Raw genomic sequence first — 22,570 nt, 5'->3', positions numbered from 1 at the left:
CCTCTCGCTGAATAATTCACTATGAAAGGTAATGTCTTTTAATGTGAAAATATCACGATTTGGGCGCAATCGCTAACGATAGTGCAGACTGGCATGCGCGATCCTCGGGGAAGATCACATCCGGGCGTAAATCCCGCTGATGCAAACCGTGCAAACGAGGCAGCGGGCGGGGCCGGGCGAAAACGGTCAGGCCGCGCAGTAACAGGCTGCCGCACACCCGCCGATCGGCGTCGAAGGCCAGCGCCAGCACCACTCGCGGGCGGAAGCGGCCGCCGGAACGGCCGACGCCGACGGCGCCCAGCCGGCACAGGCCGTCGAAGGCGCGGTTGAAGCGCTGCAGTTGCCACCAGCCGAAGGCGATTTGCAGCAGCCAGGCCAGCAGCGCGAAGGCGATCAGAGCTTGAGTCATGGGGGTCTCCTTAGGCCCCCTTCCGTGGAAGGGGGCGTCGATGGCGTCAGAACATCACCTGGCCGCCGGTGATGTTGATCGATTGGCCGGTGCAGTAAGAGGCCTTGTCGCTGGCGTAGAACAGCAGGGTGTTCAGCACGTCCTGGTAGTCGCAGCCGCGCTTCAGCGGCACTTTGTCGATGTAGTACTGCTCCACCTGGTCCGGCGCGATGCCCAGTTTTTGCGCGTACTGCGGCAGCAGCGACTGGAACATCGGCGACTTCAGCAGGTTGCCGAGCATCAGCGAATGCACGGTAATGCCGTACTCCGCCAGATCGAGCGCCAGCGACTGCGTCAGCCCCACGCCGCCGAACTTGGCGGCGCTGTAGCCGGAGTTGTGCTTGCTGCCGACCTTGCCGGACTTGGAGTTGATCTGAATGATGCGCCCGGCGATGCCGTCGCGGATCATCAGGCGCGAGAACTCGCGGGCGCAGAGGAAATAGCCCACCAGGTTCACCTGCAGCGAGCGGTCGAAGTCGCCCAGCGGGAAGTCGGTGATCGGCGCCGCCTTGGCGATGCCGGCGCTGTACACCAGCAGGTTGGCCTGGCCGAACGCCCGGTCAACCGCCGCCGCCAGCGCGATCACGCTCTGTTCGTCGGTGGCGTCGGCCTGAAAACCGCAGGCGCTGCCTGCGCCAAACGCTTCGTTGATCTGCTGTGCCACCTGATTGGCGTTGTCGGCGTTCAGATCGGCCACCGCCACCCGATAACCGGCCTGCGCCAGCCCGTGGGACAAAAAGGCGCCTAACGTTTGGCCGCCGCCAATCACTACAGCTACTTCAGACATGGTCTACTCCTTATGCGATAAATGACAGCGTGCTGCCCAACGGGATATCGGTCGGCGTCGGGCCGGAAACGTGGATCGAGCCGGGGAATTCGGCTTCGGCTTCGCCGTCGAAGCGCACGGTGATGTGGCCCAGTTCGCGCAGGTTCTGCGTGGCGACGCTGCCGACGGCGGTGATGGCGTAGCGATGCTGCGCCAGCTCCATCACGCCGCCGACCTGCAGCTCACCGGCGGTCGCGCCGTGGCGGTGGATGAAGCAGAACTCTTCGATATCCGCCGGCGCGCCTTCACGGAAAGTGATCAACATGTTGTCCAGCAACGCGTCGCGGGCGCAGCCACCGATCTGCGTGATGGTGGTGTGAAAAATGGTGTGCATAAACGTCTCCCTGGAAATCAGCTTATTAATAAATGAAGGCCGAGGCGGCCCAGGCGATCAACACCGTCGGCGCGCCGGTCAGGAAGCGGCCGACCAGCACCGAGGGCACGCCGACCCGCACGGTGTCCTGCTTGGCTTCCGCCAGCGACAGGCCGACCGGAATGAAGTCGCAGGCGGCCTGCACGTTGATGGCGAACAGCGCGGGCAGCGCCAGCTGCGGCGGAATATGGCCGAGGCCGATCTGCACCCCGACCAGCACGCCGATCACCTGGGCGATGACCGCGCCGGGGCCGAGGAACGGCGACAGCAGCGGGAATGAGCAGATCAGCGCCAGCGTCACCAGGCCGATCGGGCTGTTGGCGAGCGGCGTCAGGCCGTGAGCGATAAAGTCCCCGAGGCCGGAGGCCATGATGATGCCGATCAAGGCCGAGACGAACGCCATAAACGGCAGGATGGTCTTCAGCACGGTGTCGATGGTGTCGCGCCCGGCCTGGAAGAACACCGCCACCACCGATCCCATGCCCATGCCGACCTTCGCCAGCAGCCCGTCGCTTTGCTCGGTGATCTTCTTGCTGGTGTCGTAGTCGCGCCTCTTGGGCGGTGCTGCAACGGCGGCGGGTTGGCTATCTGCCGCTTCGATTCGGCTGATATTGTGGTCGCGCACGCCGGAGACATAGATGTCTTCGAGGATAAACTGCGCCAGCGGGCCGGACTGGCCGGTGGCGTGGATGTTGACCGTCGGAATACGGCGTTTCGGGTACAGGCCGCAGCGCAGGGTGCCGCCGCAGTCGATCACCGCCACGCCGATCTCTTCTGCCGGCGGCTCGCCCTCTTTGAAACCGTCGACGGCCGGCCAGCCGGTCAATTCGCTGAGGCGATCGACGATCGAAGGCCGGGTGCCGGCGGTGATGTACACCACTTTCTTGCCGGGCTCTATCGGCAGCTCCAGGGGGCCACCCCAGCCGCTGGCGCCTTTTTCAATACGGATATAAGCACTCATGCTGCACTCCACGAATTAAAGTTGCACCTGGCGATCCAGACGGATGCCCATCTTGCGTTCGAACAGGCTGGTGGTCAGATCGGTGACCCAGCCGCGGAAGAAGTTGGTGAACAGCCCCACCAGGAAATAGCTCACCGCCAGCGGGCCGAGCGGCAGGCCGAGGGTGGTCAGGCCGCTGGCGATACCGAGGTAAACGAACAGCTCGCCCGGATTGATGTGCGGGAACAGGCCGTTCATCGAGTGGCAGCTGTAGGAGGCCGCCGCGTAGTAGCTCGGCTTGTATTTCTCCGGCATGAAGCGCCCCAGGCTGAGGGTCATCGGGTTGCAGAAGACAAAGGTGCCGATCAGCGGCAGCAGCAGATAACGCGAGACGGGGTTGCCCGCGCAGCGCTGCGCCAATCGTTCGATACGTTCCTGGCCAACAAATTTGATCAGCGCGTTCATGATTACCAACAGGCTGATCAACAAAGGTAAAATGCCGGTCACCATGCCGACAAACACTTCACCGCCTTTCTGAAACAGGCCGATAAACCACTCGGCGCCGTGGGTGATTAGCTCAATCATTATGTTCTCCTGTAATGGACTGATATGGCCTGGAGCGAACGGCGGCTCTGTCGCCATGGGCCTTACAGTAGTCACTTTGTTGGGCTATTTGTTTTAAATAGATCACAATTTGAAAGATAAATATTTTATTTTGAAAGTTTAAAGTGAAAGAAAGAGAAGGTCTGTGGCATGAGTGGGAGAAAGCGGGCACAAAAAAGCCCGGCGAGCCGGGCTTGAGGACAGGTGGTCCGTCACATCAGGCGATGGTGACCTTCTTGTCCAGGTAGGCGTCTTGCACGGCGTTGATCAGCGCCACGCCGTCTTTCATCGATTTCTTGAACGCCTTGCGCCCCAGGATCAGGCCCATGCCCCCGGCGCGTTTGTTGATCACCGCGGTGCGCACCGACTCCTGCAGGTCGTTCTCACCGGCGGCGCCGCCGGAGTTGATCAGCCCGGCGCGGCCCATGTAGCAGTTGGCCAGCTGGTAGCGCACCAGATCGATCGGGTGATCGGTGGTCAGCTTGGTGTAGACGCGATCGTCGGTATAGCCGAATTTCACCGCGCGGTAGCCGCCGTTGTTTTCCGCCATTTTCTGTTTGACGATGTCGGCGCCGATGGTGGCGGCGATGTGGTTGGCCTGGCCGGTCAGATCGGCGCTGGAGTGGTAGTCCACGCCATCCTTGTTGAACGCCGGGTTGCGCAGATAGGCCCACAACACGGTGACCATGCCCAGCTCATGCGCGCGCTCGAAGGCGATCGAGATCTCTTCGATCTGGCGGCGCGACTGCTCGGAGCCGAAGTAAATGGTGGCGCCGACCGCCACCGCACCCATGTTGAATGCCTGCTCGACGCTGGCGTACAGGGTCTGGTCGTACTGGGTCGGGTAGCTCAGCGTTTCGTTGTGGTTGAGTTTGACCAAGAACGGAATTTTATGCGCGTAGCGGCGCGATACCGACGCCAGCACGCCGTAAGTGGAGGCGACGCAGTTACAGCCGGCTTCAATCGCCAGCTCGACGATGTTCTTCGGATCGAAATACAGCGGGTTGGCGGCGAACGAGGCGGCGGCGGAGTGCTCGATGCCCTGATCGACCGGCAGGATCGACAGGTAGCCGGTGCCGGCTAGGCGGCCGTGGTTGAACAGGGTTTGCATCGAACGCAGCACGCTGTTGGGACGGTTGTTATCGATCATTACGCGGTCGACGAAGTCGGCGCCCGGCAGGTAGAGATTCTCGGCGGGGATAGTGGTACAGCGGTGTTGCAGCAGATCTTCCGCTTCCTTTCCTAGCAACTGCACAATATCAGTCATGATTCACTCCCGATTAAGCTTCTTCATACACCGGCAATGCAAGGGTTTTTGACCACCGGCGCAGTAAAAAAGCGGTGATTGAAGCTGTAAAGCGATACTACCGAACTGGATCCGGCAAGGACAAACAATAGATGCGATTGAGAGGAAATGCCATTTGCGAGGCCAAATACGCGGGGGCGATCGCCCCCGGCGCGCTAAGCGATTGATTATTCGATCTCGAACCACTCGGTGTTCTGCAGGGCGATCGGAGGAACACGCTGCGCCCGACAAGGTCAGCCCAGCAGGGCGCAGTTAGGCGGCAGGCGGCATTTGATGGCCTGCGGCAACACTTCAATGCGGAAATGACGGCCTTTGAGCGGTTCGCCGTCGAGATTGAAGGTCATTTCATGCGGCGCGTCGATCTCGAGCCACGGCAGCGCTGCGCTGAGGATGCTGTTGCTCTCTTCGTCGTTGAACAGGGCGGCGACCAGCGCCGGCAGCAGTTCATCGGCGATCAACAGGCGCAGCTGCAGCAGGCCGTCGTTGATCAGCGCACTGGGGCACAGCTCCTGGCCGCCGCCGGCCTGTTTGCCGTTGCCGATGCCGATCACCAGTGCTTCGCCGGCCCAACGGAAGTCAGGCCCGCGAATTTCACAGCGGTCGGCCTGCAGCGTATCCATGCGCAGCAAGCCGTGCACGAAGTAGGACACGCCGCCCAACGCCGCCTTCAGCTTCTCCGGCGTTTCGGTGGTGATGCGGGTGCCGAAGCCGCCGGTGGCCATGTTGATGAAGTAGCGTTCGCCGTTGACTTTGGCCAGATCGATCGGCACCGAGCGGCCCTTGATCGCCAGCTGCAGCGCCTGTTCCGGCGACGGGGGAATATTGCAGGCCATGGCGAAATCGTTGGCGGTGCCGAGCGGCAGGATGCCCAATACCGGCCGGTTGTGCGCCGGCAGTTGCATCAGCGCGGCGGCCACTTCGTTGATGGTGCCGTCACCGCCGCCGGCGACGACGGTGCCGACGCCGAGCTGTGCGGCTTCCGCGACGTAGCGCGCGGCGTCGCCGTGCTCCCAGGTCACGCGCACGTACAGCGTGATTTGCTCTGCACGCAGGCGTTTGACCGCCTGACGCAGCTCTTCGTTACCGGCGCCTTTGCCGTTGAGAATAAGCAGGGCGGGCGCATGTGAGTGTTGAGGCATTGCCGATCTCCTCCGGCGGAAAACCAAGAATGCTTCAAGATAAACCAGCTGCCGCCACCAAGCCATCAGAATATTCAGCTAATTCTGGTTATTCCCCGGCGCTCAGTGAATATGAAGCAAGGCGAATTTATCTGAATTTTACGCGGAAATAAGCCAAGTTTTAAAGACGAGAGGATTAATCGCTGTAGCGTTATTTATATATCGAAGCGGCGTGATTATTATTATTAAAACGGATAACGGGAATAAGTTATGGAAATAAGCGCAGAGAAAAAAATAGGCGTGCCCATAAAAGAAAAAGCCAGCCCAAGGGAGATTGGGCCGGCTAAGGAGGTGGTTCCTAGTATTGCTATGCAAATATTTTCGTTGTTCGTTTTAAGCAGCGTGATAGTAACCAAGCTACGCGCACATTGATGTGATCCAATTCTAATATTTGCTAAAAATCGCCGCCGAATGACGGCGATTCATTGTTATGCCCCGACGCTATTTTCTTCCGCCAAATTGCGGATCAGCAACGCATAATTGAGATCGATATCCTGTGGGATCGGCAAATAAACAATATGGCCGTTGCCCGGCGCCACCTCAATCGGTTCGCCTTTCTTATTTTGCATGCTTTCGAGGGTGAAGACCACGTTGCCGCCCGGCGTCATCATCTCGACGCTGTCGCCGAGTGAGAACTTATTCTTCACGTCGACCTCTGCCCAGCCATCGCGGCGCACGCCGGTGAATTCGCCGACAAACTGCTGGCGCTCGGAGAGCGAGGAGCCGTAGTCGTAATTCTGCTGCGCTTCGTGCACGTGGCGGCGCAGGAAGCCTTCGGTGTAGCCGCGGGGCGCCAGGCCTTCCAGCGTGGTAAGCAGGGTCGGATCGAAGGGTTTGCCGGCGGCCGCGTCGTCGATGGCGCGGCGGTAGACCTGGGCGGTGCGGGCGCAGTAGTAGAAGGACTTGGTGCGGCCTTCGATCTTCAGCGAGTGCACGCCGAGCTGCGTCAGACGCTCCACGTGCTGGATGGCGCGCAGATCCTTGGAGTTCATGATATAGGTGCCGTGCTCGTCTTCGAAGGCGCTCATATATTCGCCTGGTTTTTGCGCTTCAGACAGCATGAACACCTTGTCGGTCGGTGCGCCGATGCCCAGCGTCGGCTCGACGGTTTGCACCGGGATCGGCTCGTGCAGGTGCACGATATTGCCGGTGTCATCCTCTTTGCCTTCTTCAGCCTTATACTGCCAGCGACAGGCGTTGGTGCAGGTGCCCTGGTTGGGATCGCGCTTGTTGATATAGCCCGACAGCAGGCAGCGGCCGGAGTAGGCCATGCACAGCGCGCCGTGGACGAAGATTTCCAGCTCCATGTCCGGCACTTCGGCGCGGATCTCGGCGATCTCTTCCAGCGACAGCTCGCGCGAGAGGATCACGCGGGTCAGGCCCATTTGCTTCCAGAACTTCACCGTTGCCCAGTTAACGGCGTTGGCCTGCACCGACAGGTGAATGTCCATCTGCGGGAAGGCTTCGCGCACCATCATGATAAGGCCGGGATCGGACATGATCAGCGCATCCGGGCCCATATCGATAACCGGTTTCAGATCGCGCAGGAAGGTTTTCAACTTGGCGTTGTGCGGAGCGATGTTCACCACCACGTAGAATTTTTTGCCCAGCGCATGGGCTTCGTTGATGCCCTGCGCCAGATTCTCGTGGTTGAATTCGTTGTTGCGCACCCGCAGGCTGTAGCGCGGCTGGCCGGCGTAAACCGCATCGGCGCCATAGGCGAAGGCGTAACGCATGTTTTTCAGCGTTCCGGCCGGGGAGAGAAGTTCCGGTGTAAACATAGTGTGTCTCGGTCTGATTTCAGGTCAGTATACCTCTGTCTTTCGAACTGCAGCGTTGTTGGCTGCATTCGCTCACTCCAGTCACTTGGTTGACCAAGCTCCTGGAGACTCACGAACTTGCCGCCTAGCTGCCGTGTGAAAGCCAGTGGGTATATCGCGCCCCAGATGGCGCAGTAAAAGCGGGGGATTGTAGCCGCAGCGCAGCAAGAAATCAGCAGTTAACCGGATTTATTCAAGGGAGATTGATCCCGGTCAAACGGAAAACGCGCGATGGCGGCCACCGCGCGGGCGACACGGGGGATCAGGCGCTCAAATCGCGGATATCGGTGGTCGGGCCGTTTTTCATCACCGACTGGATACCGTTTTTGGCTGCGCTTTCGGAGCTGTACATTTCGCTGACGCCGATCACCTGATGGTTCTTGGCCTTCAGCACAAAATAGGGCTGATTGCTGGTGCTGTGCTTCAGTTCAAACTGCGCTTCGTGCGGCGCATTGGTCTGCACCGAGGCGATGCCGTTCTCCGCCGACGCTTTGCTGGCATACATCTCGCTGGCCAGAATGATCTCGCCGTTACTGGCTTTCAGGTTGAAGTGGTACTGTCCGTTCTTTGCTTTTTTCAGCTCGTAATGACCGATTGCCATGGTTCTTCTCCTGTAGGTTCCGATTCGTGATGTAAGTGTAGCCAATCGCTTGAAAATCGGCGGCTAAACCTCACAGCAGCTTAGTCTAAAAAATGCGCAGCTTTCTTGCGCCGGCGCGGAGTTTTCATCCGAGAAGCCCGCTGCCGCACGGGAAGCTAAGGGAAGGCGTGGTGATTGCGCAGTGCGCCGCATAACAAGGGGAACAGGGTTTCACCCCGTGAGATTGTGCGTTACGGTTTGGCCGTATCGTCAATGTGGATGAAAAATGAGCGATACATCTTGGCATCGACACGCTACAGGCATATGCTTTGGCCTATGCCTGCTGTGGAGGTGTCGAGATGGAAAGAATCGCAAAGCTGTTTAAAAACGGCAGAAATCAGGCGGTGAGGTTACCGGTGGAATTTGAATTTGATACGGATCGTGTCTATATCCGTCGCGATCGGGAGGGCAACGTGATTTTATCCAAATATCCGGCAAAGCCGGACAGCTGGGCACCGCTGCTGAGCATTATCGCCCAAACGCCGGTGCCGCAAGAGTTTCTTGGCGCGGAAGATCGTCAGCAAGGGGTTGCAGACCGCGATCCATTCTCAGAGGAAGAGTAGGCGATGTACATGTTTGATACCAACACCGTCAGCCACTTGTTTCGGCAGCATCCGCAGGTGCTTAACGTCATGGAAAAGCTCCCGCCTTCTGCCGTATGTATTTCCAGCGTCACGGAAGCGGAACTGCTTTACGGTGTGGCTAAACGGCGGAACAAGGCGTTGCAAAGCATGGTCGAGGCCTTTCTTGCCGCGGTGACGGTCTATGCATGGGATAGCGAGGCCGCCCGCTGCTACGGTGAAATGCGCGCGAACATGGAGAGAAAGGGCAAAATCATGGGCGCGCTGGATCAACTGATCGCCGCTCACGCGCAGAGCCATGGCGCGACGCTGGTGACCAACGATCGCGCATTCGCCATGGTGCCCGGGTTGGCGGTTGAAGACTGGACGCGCTGATCCCCTAAATCCCATTCACCAGCCGGCAGGGCTCGGCTTCCCAGCGGTAACCGACGCCGTATACCGAGCGGATAAAGGATTTTTGCCCGTCGATCAGCTCCAGCTTGCGGCGCAGGTTTTTGATGTGGCTGTCGATGGTGCGGTCGGTGACCACCCGATAGTCGTCATACAGGTTGTTCAGCAGCTGCTCGCGTGAAAACACGTTGCCCGGCTGGCTGGCCAGCGTTTTCAGCAGGCGGAATTCCGCCGGCGTCAGATCCAGCAACTGCCCCTGATAGCTGGCCTGGAAACGCGGCTCATCGATGTTCAGCAGGTCATCTTCCCGCGCATTCTCCTGCGGCCGATAGCTGCGGCGCAGGATGGTTTTCACCCGTGCCACCACCTCTCGTGGGCTGTAGGGTTTGCAGATGTAATCGTCGGCGCCGATCTCCAGCCCCAACAGGCGATCGATCTCTTCGATTTTCGCCGTCACCATCACGATAGGCACGTCGCTGAAGCGGCGCAGCTCGCGGCACACCGTCAGACCGTCGGCGCCCGGCAACATCAGGTCGAGCAAAATCAGCGCCGGCGGATGCTGGTGCACGGTCGGCACCACCTCGTTGCCGTTGGTCAGCCAGCGGGTGGCGTAACCCGCCGCCTGCAGATAGTCCACCAGCAGCTGGCCCAGCTTGGGCTCATCTTCAACAATCATGATCTGCACGGGGTGATTCTGAATGTCCATCAGGGCGCCTTACTTTTTTATCGGGGTAGCAAATTCTACTGTAATGCGCACGCCGCCTAAAGGCGAATGCTCGGCGCGGATTTTCCCGTCGTGGGCTTCCACGATGTTGTGGCAGATCGCCAGCCCCAGCCCGGAACCGCCGCTGGCGCGGTTGCGTGAACCTTCCGCCCGGTAGAAACGTTCGAAAATGCGCGTCAGCTGCTGATCGCTGATGCCCGGCGCGCTGTCCTGCCAGTAGAGGAACAGTCGCCCCGGCTGCAGCTCGGCGCTGATTTCCAATCGGCCGCCGGCGTCGGTGTAGCGCAGGCTGTTTTCCAGCAGGTTATTGAACAGCTGGTTCAAACGGTCGGGATCGCCGAACAGCGGCGCCTGGGTCGGCAAATGGGTGACGATTTCCAGCCCTTTGGCGCGGAAGCGTTCGTGGAAGGCAGCGACGGCGATCTGCAGCAGGTGCACGCAGTCCACCGACGATTTGCGATAGGCCAGCGCGCCGAGATCGGAGAGCGACAGCTGGTGCAGATCGTCGACCAGTTTGGTCAGGGTGGACACCTCGGCCTGCAGCGAACTGAGCGACGCCGGCGTCGGCTGCCGCACGCCGTCCTGCAGCGCCTCCAGCTCGCCGCGCAGCACCGCCAGCGGCGTGCGCAGCTCGTGCGAGACGTCGGCCATAAAAGCGCGGCGCATCTGTTCGTTTTTCTCCAGCGAGGTGGCCAACTGGTTGAAGTCGTGCGCCAGCCGGCCCAGTTCATCCTGGCTGCTGACCGCCACGCGGGTGGTGAAATCGCCCGCCGCCAGGCGATGGGTGCCCGCCACCAGGCGCTTGACCGGGGCCAGCATGCCGCGCGACAGCAGCCAGGTCACCGCCGCCGCCAGCAAGGTAGAGAGCGCGACGATGATCCAGCTGGTGCGCCGCTGCTGGCGATCGAAGTTGATGTCGGTGTTGCGCGTCAGGCGCTCGACCGGGGTGGTGATCACCCAGCCGACGATCTCGTTGTTGTAGCGGATCGGGTGGCGCGGGCCCTCTTTAGGCACCGGCCCGGAGTGGCCCACCAGGCGGTTGAACTGGCTGTCCACCACCCAAAACTGGGTGCGCCAGCCCTTGGGCGGCAGGTTGTGGCTGCTGTCGCTGTTCTGTTCGAACGAGCGCATGATCTGGTAGATCACCTGATCGTTGTTGCGCAGGAACACCCAGTTGCCGTGGTGGCTGTACTGTTCCTCCAGCGCTTCGCTCAGCATGTTGATACGCTGCTCGTTGCTGTGTTTGATGTAGTCGATAAAGCCGCGTTCAAAGCTGACGCGCACCCCCCAATGCATGGTGATCAGCACCAGCATGCAGGTGGCGAAAATGGCCAGGAACAGTTTCCCGGTAATACCTATCTTCATTGCAACCTCGTTGAACCGGTACCCGGCTCTTTGGTCAGCGTGCGGTTGGGCGCGCTATCGGCCGGCACGCGCGCGAAGGCCAGTGCGGGCAGAGCGATAATCAACGCCATACAGCAGTAGCTGTAAATAAATGCGCTGTGGATGGCCGGGCTGTCGGCCACCACCTGGTGATGGGCGAAGCTGCCGATCAGGATGCCGGCGACGCTGACGCCAAGGCTCATCGACAGCTGCATGACCATCGACAACAGGCTGTTGCCGCTGCTGGCCAGCCGATCCGGCAGGTCTTTCAGCGTCAGGGTGTTCATCGCCGAGAAGCGCAGCGAGTTGATCATCCCCTGGAAGAACAGCACCACCGGCAGCAGCCACAGCCAGCCGAGCATCGCCGCCAACAGGAAGCTCAGGCTGACCAGCGCCAGCAGCAGCGTGGCGGCCACCAGCACGTTGCGGTAGCCAAAGCGGTTGACCACCTGCACCACGATGCGTTTCATGCCCATGCTGCCGATGATCATCGGGATCATCATCAGCCCGGCGTGGAACGGCGTGAAACCCATGCCCACCTGCAGGAACAGCGGCGTCATGAACGGCAACATGCCGCTGCCGATGCGCCCCAGCAGGCTGGCCAGCAGCCCGATCTTGTAAGTCGGGGTGCGCAGCAGCCGCAGCGAGAACAGGGCGCGGCTATTGCCGTAGGCATGCCAAACATACCTCAACAGCGCCGCTACGCCCAGCGCCACCAGGCCGGCGATGGCGCTGCCGGAGAGCCCCATGCCCTTGTGGCCGTCGAGCGCCAGCGTCAGCGACGCCATGCCGATCGCCAGCAGGATAAAGCCGCTGAGGTCGAAGCGTCGGGTTTGCATTTGGTAGTTGGGCATCAGCAGCAGCGTGGCGATGGCGCCTACGATCCCCACCGGAATATTGATCAGGAAAATCCAGTGCCAGCTGGCGTATTGCACCAGAAAGCCGCCCAGCGCCGGCCCCATCAGCGGGCCGATCTGGCCCGGCAGCGTCACGAAGGTCATCGCCGCCATGTACTGCTCGCGCGGCACGATCTTCATCACCGTCAGGCGGCCGACCGGCACCATCATCGCACCGCCGATGCCCTGAATCACGCGCGAGGCGATCAGCTCGTTCAGGGTTTCCGAGCGGGCGCAGAGAATGGAGCCGAGGGTGAACAGCACGATGGCGCTGAAAAACACCCGCTGTACGCCGACCTTGTCCGCCAGCCAGCCGCTGGCCGGCAGCGTCACCGCTACCGTCAGCACATAGGAGACAATCACCGACTGCATGCGCAGCGGGTTCTCCCCCAGGCTGGCGGCCATCGAGGGCAGGGCGGTGTTGACGATAGTAGTATCCAGCGTCTGCATAAAGAAGCCGAATGCCACTATCCAGAGTTGCCAGCGTACCGTGGCGGCGTGTTTCATCAGCATCGGTCGGCCATTAATGGGGCAGCGGGGCCAGTTGCTTGTTGCGGCGGAATTTCGCCTGCAGCCGGTCGAAGTAAAGGTAGACCACCGGGGTGGTGTACAGCGTCAGCAGCTGGCTCATCACCAGGCCGCCGGCGATGGTGATGCCGAGCGGCTGGCGCAGCTCCGCGCCGTCGCCGCTGGTCAGCATCAGCGGCAGCGCGCCGAACAGCGCCGCCAGCGTGGTCATCATGATCGGCCGGAAACGCAGCAGGCTGGCCTGGAAAATTGCCTCTCGGGCGCTGATGCCGCCGTTGCGCTGCGCCTCGAGGGCGAAGTCGACCATCATGATGGCGTTTTTCTTCACGATGCCGATCAACAGCATAATGCCGATCAGCGCGATCAGGCTGAACGGCGCGCCGAACAGCTCGAGCGCCAACAGCGCCCCGACGCCGGCGGAAGGCAGCGTGGAAAGGATGGTCAGCGGATGGATATAGCTCTCATACAGCACGCCGAGCACGATGTACACCGTGGCGATCGCCGCCAGGATCAGGATGAGCTGCGACTTCAGGGTGTCCTGGAACACCTGGGCGGTGCCGGCGAACGTGCCGCGCACCGTGGACGGCACGCCGAGCTGAGTCATGGTGCGCTCTACCGCAGCGGTGGCGTCCGACAGGCTGCCGCCGTCCGGCAGGTTAAAGGAGATGGTTGAGGCGGCGGACAGCCCCTGATGGTTGACCGACAGCGGCGCGTTGGCCGGCCGCCAACTGGCGAAGTAGGAGAGCGGTATCGCCTTGCCTTCGTTGTTGATGATGAACATTTTGTCCAGCGAACTCACGTCCTGGGTGTAGGGTGGCGCCACTTCCATCACCACCTTGTATTGATTGAGCGGCTGATAGATGGTCGAAATCTGCCGCTGGCCGAAGGCGTTGTTCAGCAGGTTGTTGGCGTCGGACACCGAAATGCCAAGGCGCGCCATGGTTTCACGATCGTAGACCAGATCCATTTCCGAACCTTTATCCTGCTGATCCGAGTTGACGTCCGCCAGCTCGGGCAATGCGGCCAGCGCGATGCGGATCTTCGGTTCCCATTCGCGCAGCGCGGCGAGATCGTCCGCCAGCAGCGTATATTGGTAGCTGGCGTTGGCCTGCCGCCCGCCGACGCGGATATCCTGCACCGCCATCAGAAACAGGCTGGCGCCCGGTTCTTTGGCCAGGCGAGCGCGCAGGCGGGCGATCACTTTCTGCGCGTCGTCGCTGCGTACCGACAGCGGTTTCAGTGAGATGAACATCGAACCGCTGTTGGTACGCGAGCCGCCGGTAAAACCGGTGACGTTTTCCACGTCCGGATCTTCGCGCACGATTTTCATGAAGTCTTCCAGTTTGCCGCGCATCGCCTGGAACGAAATGCTTTGGTCGGCCTGGATAAAGCCCATCAGGCGCCCGGTATCCTGTTCCGGGAAGAAGGTTTTCGGGATGCTGATATACAGCCAGACGTTGAGCGCAAGGGTGGCGAGGAACACCGCCAGCACCCAGCGCGAGTGGCCGAGCACCCAGTTCAGCGAGCGTCCGTAGCCCTGCTGCAGCGCCAGCAGCATTTTGCCGAAGCCGCGCGCCCGCCGCTGCGAACGCGGCGGCTGGTGGCGCAGCAGGTAGGCGCACATCATCGGCGTGAGCGTGAGCGAGACGATGAGCGACAGCCCGATCGACACCGACAGGGTGACGGCGAACTCGCGGAACAGGCGCCCCGGCAGGCCTTCCATCAGCAGCAGCGGGATAAACACCGCCACCAGCGAAACGCTCATCGACAGCACGGTGAAGCCGACTTCTCGCGCGCCCAGCAGCGCGGCGTTGATCGGTTTCATGCCGGCCTCGACGTGGCGGGAAATGTTTTCCAGCACCACGATGGCGTCGTCCACCACAAAGCCGGTGGCGATGGTCAGCGCCATCAGCGACAGGTTATTGAGGCTGAACCCGCACAGATACATGGCGGCGAACGAGCCGACCAGCGACACCGGCACGGCGACCGCTGGGATCAGCGTGGCACGCCCGGAGCGCAGGAAGATGAACACCACCAGGATCACCAACCCGATGGCGATCGCCAGCGACTGTTCCACCTCGGCCAGCGATGCACGGATGGTCGGCGAACGATCCTGCGCGACGTTGAGTTGAATCGAGGCCGGGATATTCTCCTGCAAGGCGGGCAGCTCGGCGCGAATGCGATCGACGGTTTCGATGATGTTGGCGTCCGGCGCACGGCTGATGGCCAGAATGATCGCCGGTTTGGCGTCGGTCATCCCGGCGTTGCGCACGTCTTGCACCGAGTCTTTGACCTCGGCCACGTCGGCTAAACGCACTGCCGAGCCGTTGTTGTAATGAATGATCAGCGGACGGTAAGCATCGGCGGTTTTCAGCGCATCGTTGGCCTGGATCTGCCAGCGCTGCTGCGGGTTTTCCACGGCGCCCTGCGGGCGGCGCACGTTGGCATTGGCGATGGCTTGCCGTACGGTATCCAGCGACACGCCCTGATTGAACAGCGCCGAAGGGTTCAGCTCGACCCGCACCGCCGGCAGCGAACTGCCGCCCACGGAAACGTCGCCGACGCCCTCGGTCTGGCTGATCTTCTGCGCCAGCTGGGTGGAGGCGAAATCGTAAAGCTGCCCCTGGCTGTAGGTGTCCGAGGTCAGCGTCAGGATCATGATCGGCGCGTCGGAAGGGTTGACCTTGCGGTAACTGGGGCGGCTCGGCATGCCGGTCGGCAGCAGGCTTTGCGCGGCGTTGATCGCCGCCTGCACGTCGCGCGCGGCGCCGTTGATGTCGCGGCTGAGATCGAACTGCAAAATGACCCGGGTACTGCCGAGCGAACTCATCGAGGTCATTTCGTTAACTCCGGCGATGCGGCCCAGCGCGCGCTCCAGCGGCGTCGCCACCGAGGACGCCATGGTTTCCGGCGAGGCGCCCGGCAGCGACGCGCTGATCGAAATCACCGGAAAGTCCACCTGCGGCAGCGGCGACACCGGCAGCAGGCGAAAGCCGATTGCGCCGCTGATGGCGATGGCCAGCGTCAGCAGGGTGGTGGCCACCGGCCGGTGAATGAACAGGGCGAAGAATTTCACGGCAGCTCCTGCGTATCCGGCTGGCGATGCGTGTTGCGCGCCAGTTTGTCAAACAGCAGGTAGATCACCGGCGTGGTGAACAGCGTCAGGATCTGGCTCATGATCAAACCGCCGACCATACAGACGCCGAGCGGATGCCGCAGCTCCGCGCCGACGCCGGTGCTCAGCATCAGCGGCAGCGCGCCGAGTAAGGCCGCCAGCGTGGTCATCAGGATCGGCCTAAAACGCAGCAGGCAGGCCTGATAGATGGCGTCGCGCGCCGATGAACCCTGTTCGCGTTCCGCCGCCAGCGCGAAGTCGATCATCATGATGGCGTTCTTCTTCACGATGCCGATCAGCAGGATGATGCCGATGATGGCGATCACGTCCAGCTCGCTGCCGGCCAGCATCAGCGCGAGCAGCGCGCCGACCCCGGCGGTCGGCAGGGTGGAGAGGATGGTGACCGGGTGAATGAAGCTTTCATACAGCACGCCCAGCACGATGTACATCGCCACCACCGCCGCCAGGATCAGCCACAGCGTGCTGCCGAGCGCCGCCTGGAAGGCCAGGGTCGCCCCCTGGAATTGGGTGGTGATGTCCCTTGGCATGTTGAGATTTTTTTCTGCCTGGGTGACCGCGTCCACCGCCTCGCCGAGCGAGTAGCCGTCGGCGACGTTGAACGAAACGGTGGCCGACGGGAACTGATCGAGATGGTTGACCGACAGCGGGCCGAAGCGCTCTTCGATTTTGGCGATGGCGCTCAGCGGCACCACGGCGCCGTCGTTGCCGCTCAGACGGATCTCATTGAGCGCCGCCAGCCCCGGCGTCGCGCTGACGTCGTGCTCCAGCACCACGCGGTATTGGTTGGCCTGGGTGTAGATGGTGGAGATCAGGCGCTGGCCGAACGCGTTGTACAGCGCATTGTCCACGTCGCTCATGGTGACGCCGAGGCGGGAGGCCGAATCGCGGTCGACGTTGACGTAGGCGACCAGCCCCTGATCCTGCCAGTCGCTGGTGACATCCGCCAACTGAGGGGTTTGCTTCAGCTCATTTATCAGCTGCGGCACCCACAGGCTGAGATCGTCCAGCGACATCGCCTGCAGGGTGAACTGGTACTGGGTGCGGCTGACCTGGGTATCGATGGTCAGATCTTGCACCGGCTGCAGATACAGCTTCACGCCGGGGAACTGCGCCGTCTGCTGCTGCAGGCGGCTGATGATCGCCGGAATGCGGTCGCTGCGTTCGCTCAGCGGCTTCAGGTTGATCTGCAGTCGGCCGCTGTTGAGCGTGGCGTTGCTGCCGTCGACGCCGACGAACGACGTCAGGCTCTCCACCGCCGGATCTTTGAGGATCTGCGCCGCGACCTGCTGCTGGCGCTCGGCCATATTGCTGAATGAGACGCTCTGCGGCGCCTCCAGCGTGCCCTGAATGATGCCGTTGTCCTGCACCGGGAAGAAACCTTTCGGGATCAGCAGGTACAGCAATACCGTCAGCGCCAGGGTGCCCACGGCCACGCCGAGCGTCAGCCAGGGATGATTAAGCACCGTTTTCAGCCACTTGCCGTATTGCGCGATCACCCGGTCGAAAAAGCGTTCGGAGGCGGCGGAAAAACGGTTCTGCTTGCGCAGCGACTCGTGGCTGAGCATGCGTGCGCACATCATCGGCGTCAGCGTCAGCGACACTACGGCGGAGATCAAAATCGCCACCGCCAGCGTGACGGCGAACTCGCGGAACAGGCGGCCGACGATGTCGCCCATGAACAGCAGCGGGATCAGCACCGCCACCAGCGAGAAGGTCAGTGAGATGATGGTGAAGCCTATCTCGCCGGCCCCTTTCAACGCGGCGTCGAGCGGTTTTTCCCCTTTCTCGATGTAGCGTGAGATGTTCTCGATCACCACGATGGCGTCGTCCACCACGAAGCCGGTGGCGATGGTCAGCGCCATCAGCGTCAGGTTGTTGATGGAGAAGCCGAGGAAGTACATGGCGGCGAAGGTGCCGACCAGCGACAGCGGCACCGCCACGCTGGGGATAATGGTCGCCGGCACGTTGCGCAGGAATACGTAGATCACCATCACCACCAGCGCGATCGCCAACAGCAGCTCGAACTGCACGTCGCTGACCGAGGCGCGGATGGTGGTGGTGCGATCGGTCAACACCTTGACGTCGACCGACTTGGGCAGGCTTTTAATCAGCGTCGGCAGCATTTCGCGGATGCTGTCGGCGGTCGTGATGACGTTGACGCCGGGCTGGCGCTGAATGTTCAGCACGATCGCCTGTTGCTTGTTGGCCCAGGCCGCCAGTCGGGTGTTTTCCGCCCCTTGTTCGATGGTGGCGATATCCTGCAGGCGGATCGCCGCGCCGTTCTGGTAGGCGACGATCAGCTGGCGATAGTCGTCGGCAGACTTCATTTGGTCGTTGGCGGACAGGGTGACCGATCGGGTCGGGCCGTCCAGGCTGCCTTTCGCCGAGTTGATGTTGGCGTTGCTGATGGCGGCGCGGATGGTTTCACTGTTCAGGCCATAGGCGGCGACCGCCGCGGCGTTCAATTTTACGCGCACCGCCGGACGTTGGCCGCCGGCAAGCGTCACCAGGCCGACGCCGGTCACCTGAGAAATTTTTTGCGCCACGCGGGTTTCCACCATGTCTTCCACCTGCGTCATCGGCATGGCGGTGGAGGTCACGGCCAGCGTCAGGATCGGCGGATCGGCGGGGTTTACCTTGCTGTAGAGCGGCGGGTAGGGCAGATCGCTCGGCAGCAGGTTGGTGGCGGCGTTGATCGCCGCCTGCACTTCCTGCTCCGCGACGTCGAGCGGCAGCGCCAACTGGAACTGCAGGGTGACCACCGAGGCGCCGCCGGAACTTTGCGACGCCATTTGCTTCAGACCGGACATCTGGCCGAACTGGCGTTCCAGCGGCGCGGTAATGGCGGAGGTCACCACGTCCGGGCTGGCGCCGGGGTACAGCGTCACCACCTGGATGGTGGGATAATCCACCTCCGGCAGGGCGGACACCGGCAGCGCGCGGTAGCCGATAATCCCCGCCAGCAATATCGCCACCATCAGCAGCGTGGTGGCAACCGGACGCAGAATAAACAGGCGGGACGGACCGCCGCCGGCGTTGGGAGGCATCACCTGCATCAGGACTTCCTCTGAACGTCAGGTTCGCGCTTGGCGTTGGCCGCCGCCGACGCTTCGCTCGGCGCGAGCACTTCCACCTGCATGCCTTCGGTCAGGCGATCGATGCCGTCGGTCACCACCCGATCGCCGGCGTTGAGGCCGGCGCTGATCACCACCTGCCGGCTGTCCTGCACGCCGGCGGTGACCCGATGTTTGCTGACCTTGTTGTCTTCACCGAGCGTCCAGACGAAGTTGCCCTCGTTGCCCATCTGCAGCGCGGCGGTCGGGATTACCACTGCATCGTGCAGGGTATCCACCTGCAGCCGCGCGTTGACGAACTGGTTGGGGAACAGCGCGTCATCTTCGTTGGTGAAGCGCGCTTTCAGCTTGATGGTGCCGGTGGCGGTATCAATTTGGTTGTCCAGGCTCAGCAGCGAACCGGTCGTCAGCTTGTTCTGGTTGGTGCGGTCCCAGGCTTCGACGCTCACCGGCCCGGCTTTTTGCGCCTTGAGCAGATCGGCGATGTTGCCTTCGGGCAGCGTGAACACCACGTCGATCGGGTGCGTCTGCGTGATCACCAGCAGACCGGTGGTGCTGCCGCTGGTGACATAGTTGCCGACGTCGACCAGTTTCAGGCCGACGCGGCCGTCGATTGGCGCAGTGATGCGGCTATAGGTGATCTGCAGTTTGGCGCTGTCGACCGCGCCCTGATCGGCCTTGATCGCGCCTTCGGTCTGCTGCACCAGCGAGGCCTGCGTATCCAGCTCCTGACGTGAAACCAGATTGGTTTTCACCAGTTGCTGATAGCGCGCCAGATCGCGCCGGGCATTGGCCAGCGTGGCCTGATCTTTTGCCAACTGCCCCTGAGCCTGGGTCAACTGAACCTGGAACGGCCGGGGATCGATTTCCGCCAGCAGATCGCCGGCTTTGACCTGCTGGCCTTCGGTAAAGTGGATCGCCATCAGCTGGCCATCGACCCGGCTGGTGACGGTCACGGTATTGGCGGCGGTGGCGGTGCCCAAGCCGGAAAGATAGCGCGGCACCGTCTGGCGGGTGGCGGTCGCCGCCTGCACCGGCGACATCGGTGCGCCGCGTCTGCCGCCCGCCGCGCGGCCCGCTCCCGTTTTACCCGCGGCCTGGTGCGCGCCCGGCGTCGTCCCGGCGGTCGGTTGGGCGGCGCTGAAATGGCGCCAGGCCAGAACGGCGACGATGATCGCAATCGCCGCAACCAGCAGGCGCAGCAGCAGGGAACGACGTTGGGGTTTTGCATTCATGGTAGTGAAAACTCTCTCCAAAAGGCAGGGGTGCGGGCACTCATTGCCACAAAAATGACACTCCTTACAGGATACTAGTTTAGCCAGCGAAGACGGCATAAAAATGAAGGAAATAAGGAGGAACCGTCAGCATTTTCCGAATAAGTTAACGATTGTTGCCTACTCTGTTTATAAGCGTTGGGTTTTAACTTATAGCCAATGCGTTTTAACGACTTTCTGTGTTTGGCGCTAATAATTAACAAGCGAATTATTTAACCCATGGAGCCTCTATCAATGAGCAAAAAACAACTGGGCCGTTCGGGCATTCAGGTGCCGGCGTTGACCTTCGGCGGCAACGTGTTCGGCTGGACGGCGGATCAAGCGACCTCTTTCAGCCTGTTGGATGCGCTGGTGGACAATCAGCTCAACTTTATCGACACCGCCGACGTTTATTCCAGCTGGGCACCGGGCAATCGGGGGGGAGAATCGGAAACCGTCATCGGCGAATGGCTCAAGAAGAGCGGCAAGCGCGACCAGGTGATCATCGCCACCAAGGTGGGCAAACCGATGGGCGAAGGCAAACAGGGGCTGTCGCCGCGCTATATTCAGCAGGCGGTGGAAGACTCGCTGCGCCGCCTGCAAACCGATTATATCGATCTTTACCAATCGCACGACGATGACCGCGATACGCCGTTGGAAGAGACGCTGGCGGCGTTCGATGCGCTGATCAAGGCCGGCAAGGTGCGGGCGATTGGCGCCTCCAACTATCAGGCGGATCGCCTGGAAGCAGCGCTGCGGGTGAGCGAAAGCAACGGATTGGCGCGCTACGAAACCCTGCAGCCGGAATACAATCTGTATGCGCGCGAAGGGTATGAAGCCGAGCTGGAAGGCGTGGCGCAGCGCCATGGTCTCGGGGTGATCAACTTCTTCGCGCTGGCCAGCGGCTTCCTGACCGGCAAATACCGCAGCAAAGCGGATGAGGGTAAAAGCCAGCGCGGCGATCGCATCGTCGAACGCTACCTTAACCCGCGCGGCTTCCGCATTCTGGCGGCGCTGGATCAGGTGGCCGGCAAGCACGGCACCTCCCCGGCGCAGGTCTCGCTGGCCTGGCTGATTGCGCGCCCGAGCATCACCGCGCCGATCGTCAGCGCCACCTCGTTGCCGCAGCTGGATGAGTTGGTCAGCGCCACGCGCCTGACGCTGGATGCGGACGACATCCAGGCGCTGAACCACGCCAGCGCCGGGTAAGGCGCGTTACCCGGCGGCGATTTTGCTCTATGCTGAAGGGGTCAACATGGCCCATTCAGGAAACCGCAATGTCTGGTGATACCATCAACGACCTCGCGACGCTGGAACAGCTGTACGGCAAACCCGGCGCCCCCTCGGTTTTTAAAGAAGTCAGCTATATCCACGCGGCGTACCGCCCGTTTATCGAGGCGGCGCCGTTTGCCGCCCTCTCGACGGTCGGGCCGGACGGCATGGATGTCTCGCCGCGCGGCGATCCGGCCGGTTTTATCCACATCGAAGACGAGAAAACCCTGCTGCTGCCGGATCGGCGTGGCAATAACCGCATCGATAGCCTGCGCAATATTCTGCACGACAACCGGGTGGCGCTGCTGCTGCTGATCCCCGGCATCGGCGAAACGCTGCGGATTAACGGGCGGGCGGAGATCGTGGTGGCGCCGGCGGTGCTGCAGCGCTTCGCCCACCGCAATCAGCTGCCGCGTTCGGTGTTGCGCATTCGGGTGGAGGCGGTGTTCTTCCAGTGCAGCCGGGCGATCTTGCGTTCGGGACTCTGGGAAGAGGGCAGCCGCCTCGAACGTTCGGCGCTGCCCAGCCCCGGCCATATTTTGGCCGCGGTGAGCCAAACGCGCTTCGACGGTGAGGAGTACGACCAAGCGCTGCCGCAGCGGCTGAAGGATACGCTGTATTAATCGCCGTGGCGTTCGCGCCACGTTTGCCGGTTCAGCCGGTACAAGACATGTTTTTGCAGCGGGTGCCCCGCCGGCAGGCGTGGGTGCAGGAAGGTTTCGCCGTCAAAGTGCATACCGATGCGCTCCATCACCCGGCGCGACGGCTGGTTATCTTCGGCGGTGAAGGACACCACTTCCGGCAAGTGCAGCGTGTCGAAGGCACACGCCAGCGCAGCGCGTGCCGCTTCAGCGGCGTAGCCGTTGCCCCAGTGGGCCGCCGCCAGCCGCCAACCGATCTCCACGCAGGGGGAGCAAGGCAGGTCGTCGCCCGGCCGCGCCAGCCCGACAAAACCGATAAAGGGCGTGCCGCCTTTCACTTCCACCGCCCATAGCCCCCAACCATGTTGCTGCATGAAGGCGCGGATGCGTTCGGCCTGCGTGCGGCTTTCTTCGGCCGTCATCGTCGCCGGGAAATAGCGCATCACCTGCGGATCGGCGTTAAGCGCGGCGAAGGCCGGCAGATCGTCGTCGCGCCAGGGGCGCAGCCGCAGCCTGTCGCTGTCGAGGGTAAGGATGGTTGACATGATGCATAGCCTC

General features: G+C 61.8%; 20 protein-coding genes. 4 read left to right on the top strand and 16 right to left on the bottom strand.

Translation table 11 applies throughout. The features are described 5' to 3' along the window. Positions 1–52 precede the first annotated feature (52 nt). The 9 genes from gutM to HMPREF3138_RS02930 form a co-directional block, all read right to left on the bottom strand. On the bottom strand, positions 53–409 hold the full coding sequence (gene gutM, locus HMPREF3138_RS02970) for a transcriptional regulator GutM (RefSeq protein WP_038873770.1): 357 nt from the start codon (positions 407–409) through the stop codon (positions 53–55). Between the two features lie 46 nt (positions 410–455). Then, positions 456–1,235 carry a sorbitol-6-phosphate dehydrogenase gene (srlD, locus tag HMPREF3138_RS02965; RefSeq protein WP_033648848.1) on the bottom strand — a complete coding sequence of 260 codons (780 nt, stop codon included), beginning with the start codon at positions 1,233–1,235 and terminating at the stop codon, positions 456–458. Between the two features lie 10 nt (positions 1,236–1,245). Next, a complete protein-coding gene (gene srlB, locus HMPREF3138_RS02960; protein WP_038873767.1) occupies positions 1,246–1,608 on the bottom strand; it encodes a PTS glucitol/sorbitol transporter subunit IIA in 363 nt (120 codons plus the stop codon). Between the two features lie 25 nt (positions 1,609–1,633). Beyond that, positions 1,634–2,608: a PTS glucitol/sorbitol transporter subunit IIB gene (locus HMPREF3138_RS02955; RefSeq protein WP_038873765.1), complete on the bottom strand. Its 975-nt coding sequence runs from the start codon at positions 2,606–2,608 to the stop codon at positions 1,634–1,636. Between the two features lie 15 nt (positions 2,609–2,623). Next, positions 2,624–3,172 (bottom strand): PTS glucitol/sorbitol transporter subunit IIC, encoded by a 549-nt coding sequence (locus HMPREF3138_RS02950; protein WP_004941528.1) that lies wholly within the window; start codon positions 3,170–3,172, stop codon positions 2,624–2,626. Positions 3,173–3,407: 235 nt separating this feature from the next. Continuing rightward, positions 3,408–4,457 (bottom strand): class I fructose-bisphosphate aldolase, encoded by a 1,050-nt coding sequence (gene fbaB, locus HMPREF3138_RS02945; RefSeq protein WP_033644067.1) that lies wholly within the window; start codon positions 4,455–4,457, stop codon positions 3,408–3,410. Between the two features lie 272 nt (positions 4,458–4,729). Further along, on the bottom strand, positions 4,730–5,635 hold the full coding sequence (gene yegS, locus HMPREF3138_RS02940) for a lipid kinase YegS (protein WP_038873764.1): 906 nt from the start codon (positions 5,633–5,635) through the stop codon (positions 4,730–4,732). A 467-nt stretch (positions 5,636–6,102) separates the two neighbouring features. Next, positions 6,103–7,455, bottom strand: a complete 1,353-nt coding sequence (gene yegQ, locus HMPREF3138_RS02935) for a prephenate-dependent tRNA uridine(34) hydroxylase TrhP (RefSeq protein ID WP_070558781.1) — start codon at positions 7,453–7,455, stop codon at positions 6,103–6,105. 301 nt (positions 7,456–7,756) lie between these two features. Continuing rightward, the gene (locus HMPREF3138_RS02930; protein ID WP_038873760.1) at positions 7,757–8,095 is read right to left on the bottom strand and encodes a YegP family protein; all 339 of its coding nucleotides are present in this window, start codon (positions 8,093–8,095) and stop codon (positions 7,757–7,759) included. A gap of 338 nt (positions 8,096–8,433) precedes the next feature. Between HMPREF3138_RS02930 and HMPREF3138_RS02925 the strand changes: the two genes are divergently transcribed. Next, positions 8,434–8,697 (top strand): antitoxin, encoded by a 264-nt coding sequence (locus HMPREF3138_RS02925; protein WP_004941563.1) that lies wholly within the window; start codon positions 8,434–8,436, stop codon positions 8,695–8,697. Between the two features lie 3 nt (positions 8,698–8,700). After that, positions 8,701–9,090: a type II toxin-antitoxin system VapC family toxin gene (locus HMPREF3138_RS02920; protein ID WP_038873757.1), complete on the top strand. Its 390-nt coding sequence runs from the start codon at positions 8,701–8,703 to the stop codon at positions 9,088–9,090. Between the two features lie 4 nt (positions 9,091–9,094). On the opposite strand, the gene baeR is transcribed toward HMPREF3138_RS02920, so the two are convergent. From baeR to HMPREF3138_RS02890, 6 genes are read right to left on the bottom strand one after another with little or no spacing between them, the layout of a single operon-like run. Next, entirely contained in the window at positions 9,095–9,811 is a 717-nt protein-coding gene (gene baeR, locus HMPREF3138_RS02915) for an envelope stress response regulator BaeR (protein WP_038873754.1), read from the bottom strand. A 9-nt stretch (positions 9,812–9,820) separates the two neighbouring features. Then, the gene (gene baeS, locus HMPREF3138_RS02910; RefSeq protein WP_038873752.1) at positions 9,821–11,194 is read right to left on the bottom strand and encodes an envelope stress sensor histidine kinase BaeS; all 1,374 of its coding nucleotides are present in this window, start codon (positions 11,192–11,194) and stop codon (positions 9,821–9,823) included. After that, complete coding sequence (gene mdtD / locus HMPREF3138_RS02905; protein ID WP_038873750.1) at positions 11,191–12,621, bottom strand: multidrug transporter subunit MdtD; 1,431 nt, start codon at positions 12,619–12,621, stop codon at positions 11,191–11,193. The genes baeS and mdtD overlap by 4 nt, the downstream gene beginning before the upstream one ends. 10 nt (positions 12,622–12,631) lie before the next feature. Further along, complete coding sequence (gene mdtC / locus HMPREF3138_RS02900; protein WP_038873748.1) at positions 12,632–15,712, bottom strand: multidrug efflux RND transporter permease subunit MdtC; 3,081 nt, start codon at positions 15,710–15,712, stop codon at positions 12,632–12,634. Continuing rightward, on the bottom strand, positions 15,709–18,828 hold the full coding sequence (locus tag HMPREF3138_RS02895; RefSeq protein ID WP_038873744.1) for an MdtB/MuxB family multidrug efflux RND transporter permease subunit: 3,120 nt from the start codon (positions 18,826–18,828) through the stop codon (positions 15,709–15,711). The genes mdtC and HMPREF3138_RS02895 overlap by 4 nt, the downstream gene beginning before the upstream one ends. Next, the gene (locus tag HMPREF3138_RS02890) at positions 18,828–20,081 is read right to left on the bottom strand and encodes an MdtA/MuxA family multidrug efflux RND transporter periplasmic adaptor subunit (RefSeq protein WP_038873741.1); all 1,254 of its coding nucleotides are present in this window, start codon (positions 20,079–20,081) and stop codon (positions 18,828–18,830) included. The genes HMPREF3138_RS02895 and HMPREF3138_RS02890 overlap by 1 nt, the downstream gene beginning before the upstream one ends. A gap of 273 nt (positions 20,082–20,354) precedes the next feature. Between HMPREF3138_RS02890 and HMPREF3138_RS02885 the strand changes: the two genes are divergently transcribed. After that, a complete protein-coding gene (locus HMPREF3138_RS02885) occupies positions 20,355–21,308 on the top strand; it encodes an aldo/keto reductase (RefSeq protein ID WP_038873738.1) in 954 nt (317 codons plus the stop codon). Between the two features lie 68 nt (positions 21,309–21,376). After that, positions 21,377–21,994 (top strand): pyridoxamine 5'-phosphate oxidase family protein, encoded by a 618-nt coding sequence (locus tag HMPREF3138_RS02880; RefSeq protein WP_038873736.1) that lies wholly within the window; start codon positions 21,377–21,379, stop codon positions 21,992–21,994. On the opposite strand, the gene HMPREF3138_RS02875 is transcribed toward HMPREF3138_RS02880, so the two are convergent. After that, positions 21,991–22,557 carry a GNAT family N-acetyltransferase gene (locus HMPREF3138_RS02875; RefSeq protein WP_038873733.1) on the bottom strand — a complete coding sequence of 189 codons (567 nt, stop codon included), beginning with the start codon at positions 22,555–22,557 and terminating at the stop codon, positions 21,991–21,993. The genes HMPREF3138_RS02880 and HMPREF3138_RS02875 overlap by 4 nt on opposite strands. Positions 22,558–22,570 lie beyond the last annotated feature (13 nt).

It is taken from the genome of Serratia sp. HMSC15F11 (assembly GCF_001808215.1).
GTDB classification, from domain to species: Bacteria; Pseudomonadota; Gammaproteobacteria; order Enterobacterales; family Enterobacteriaceae; genus Serratia; species Serratia nevei.
This window is presented reverse-complemented; position numbering and strand designations above follow the sequence as displayed.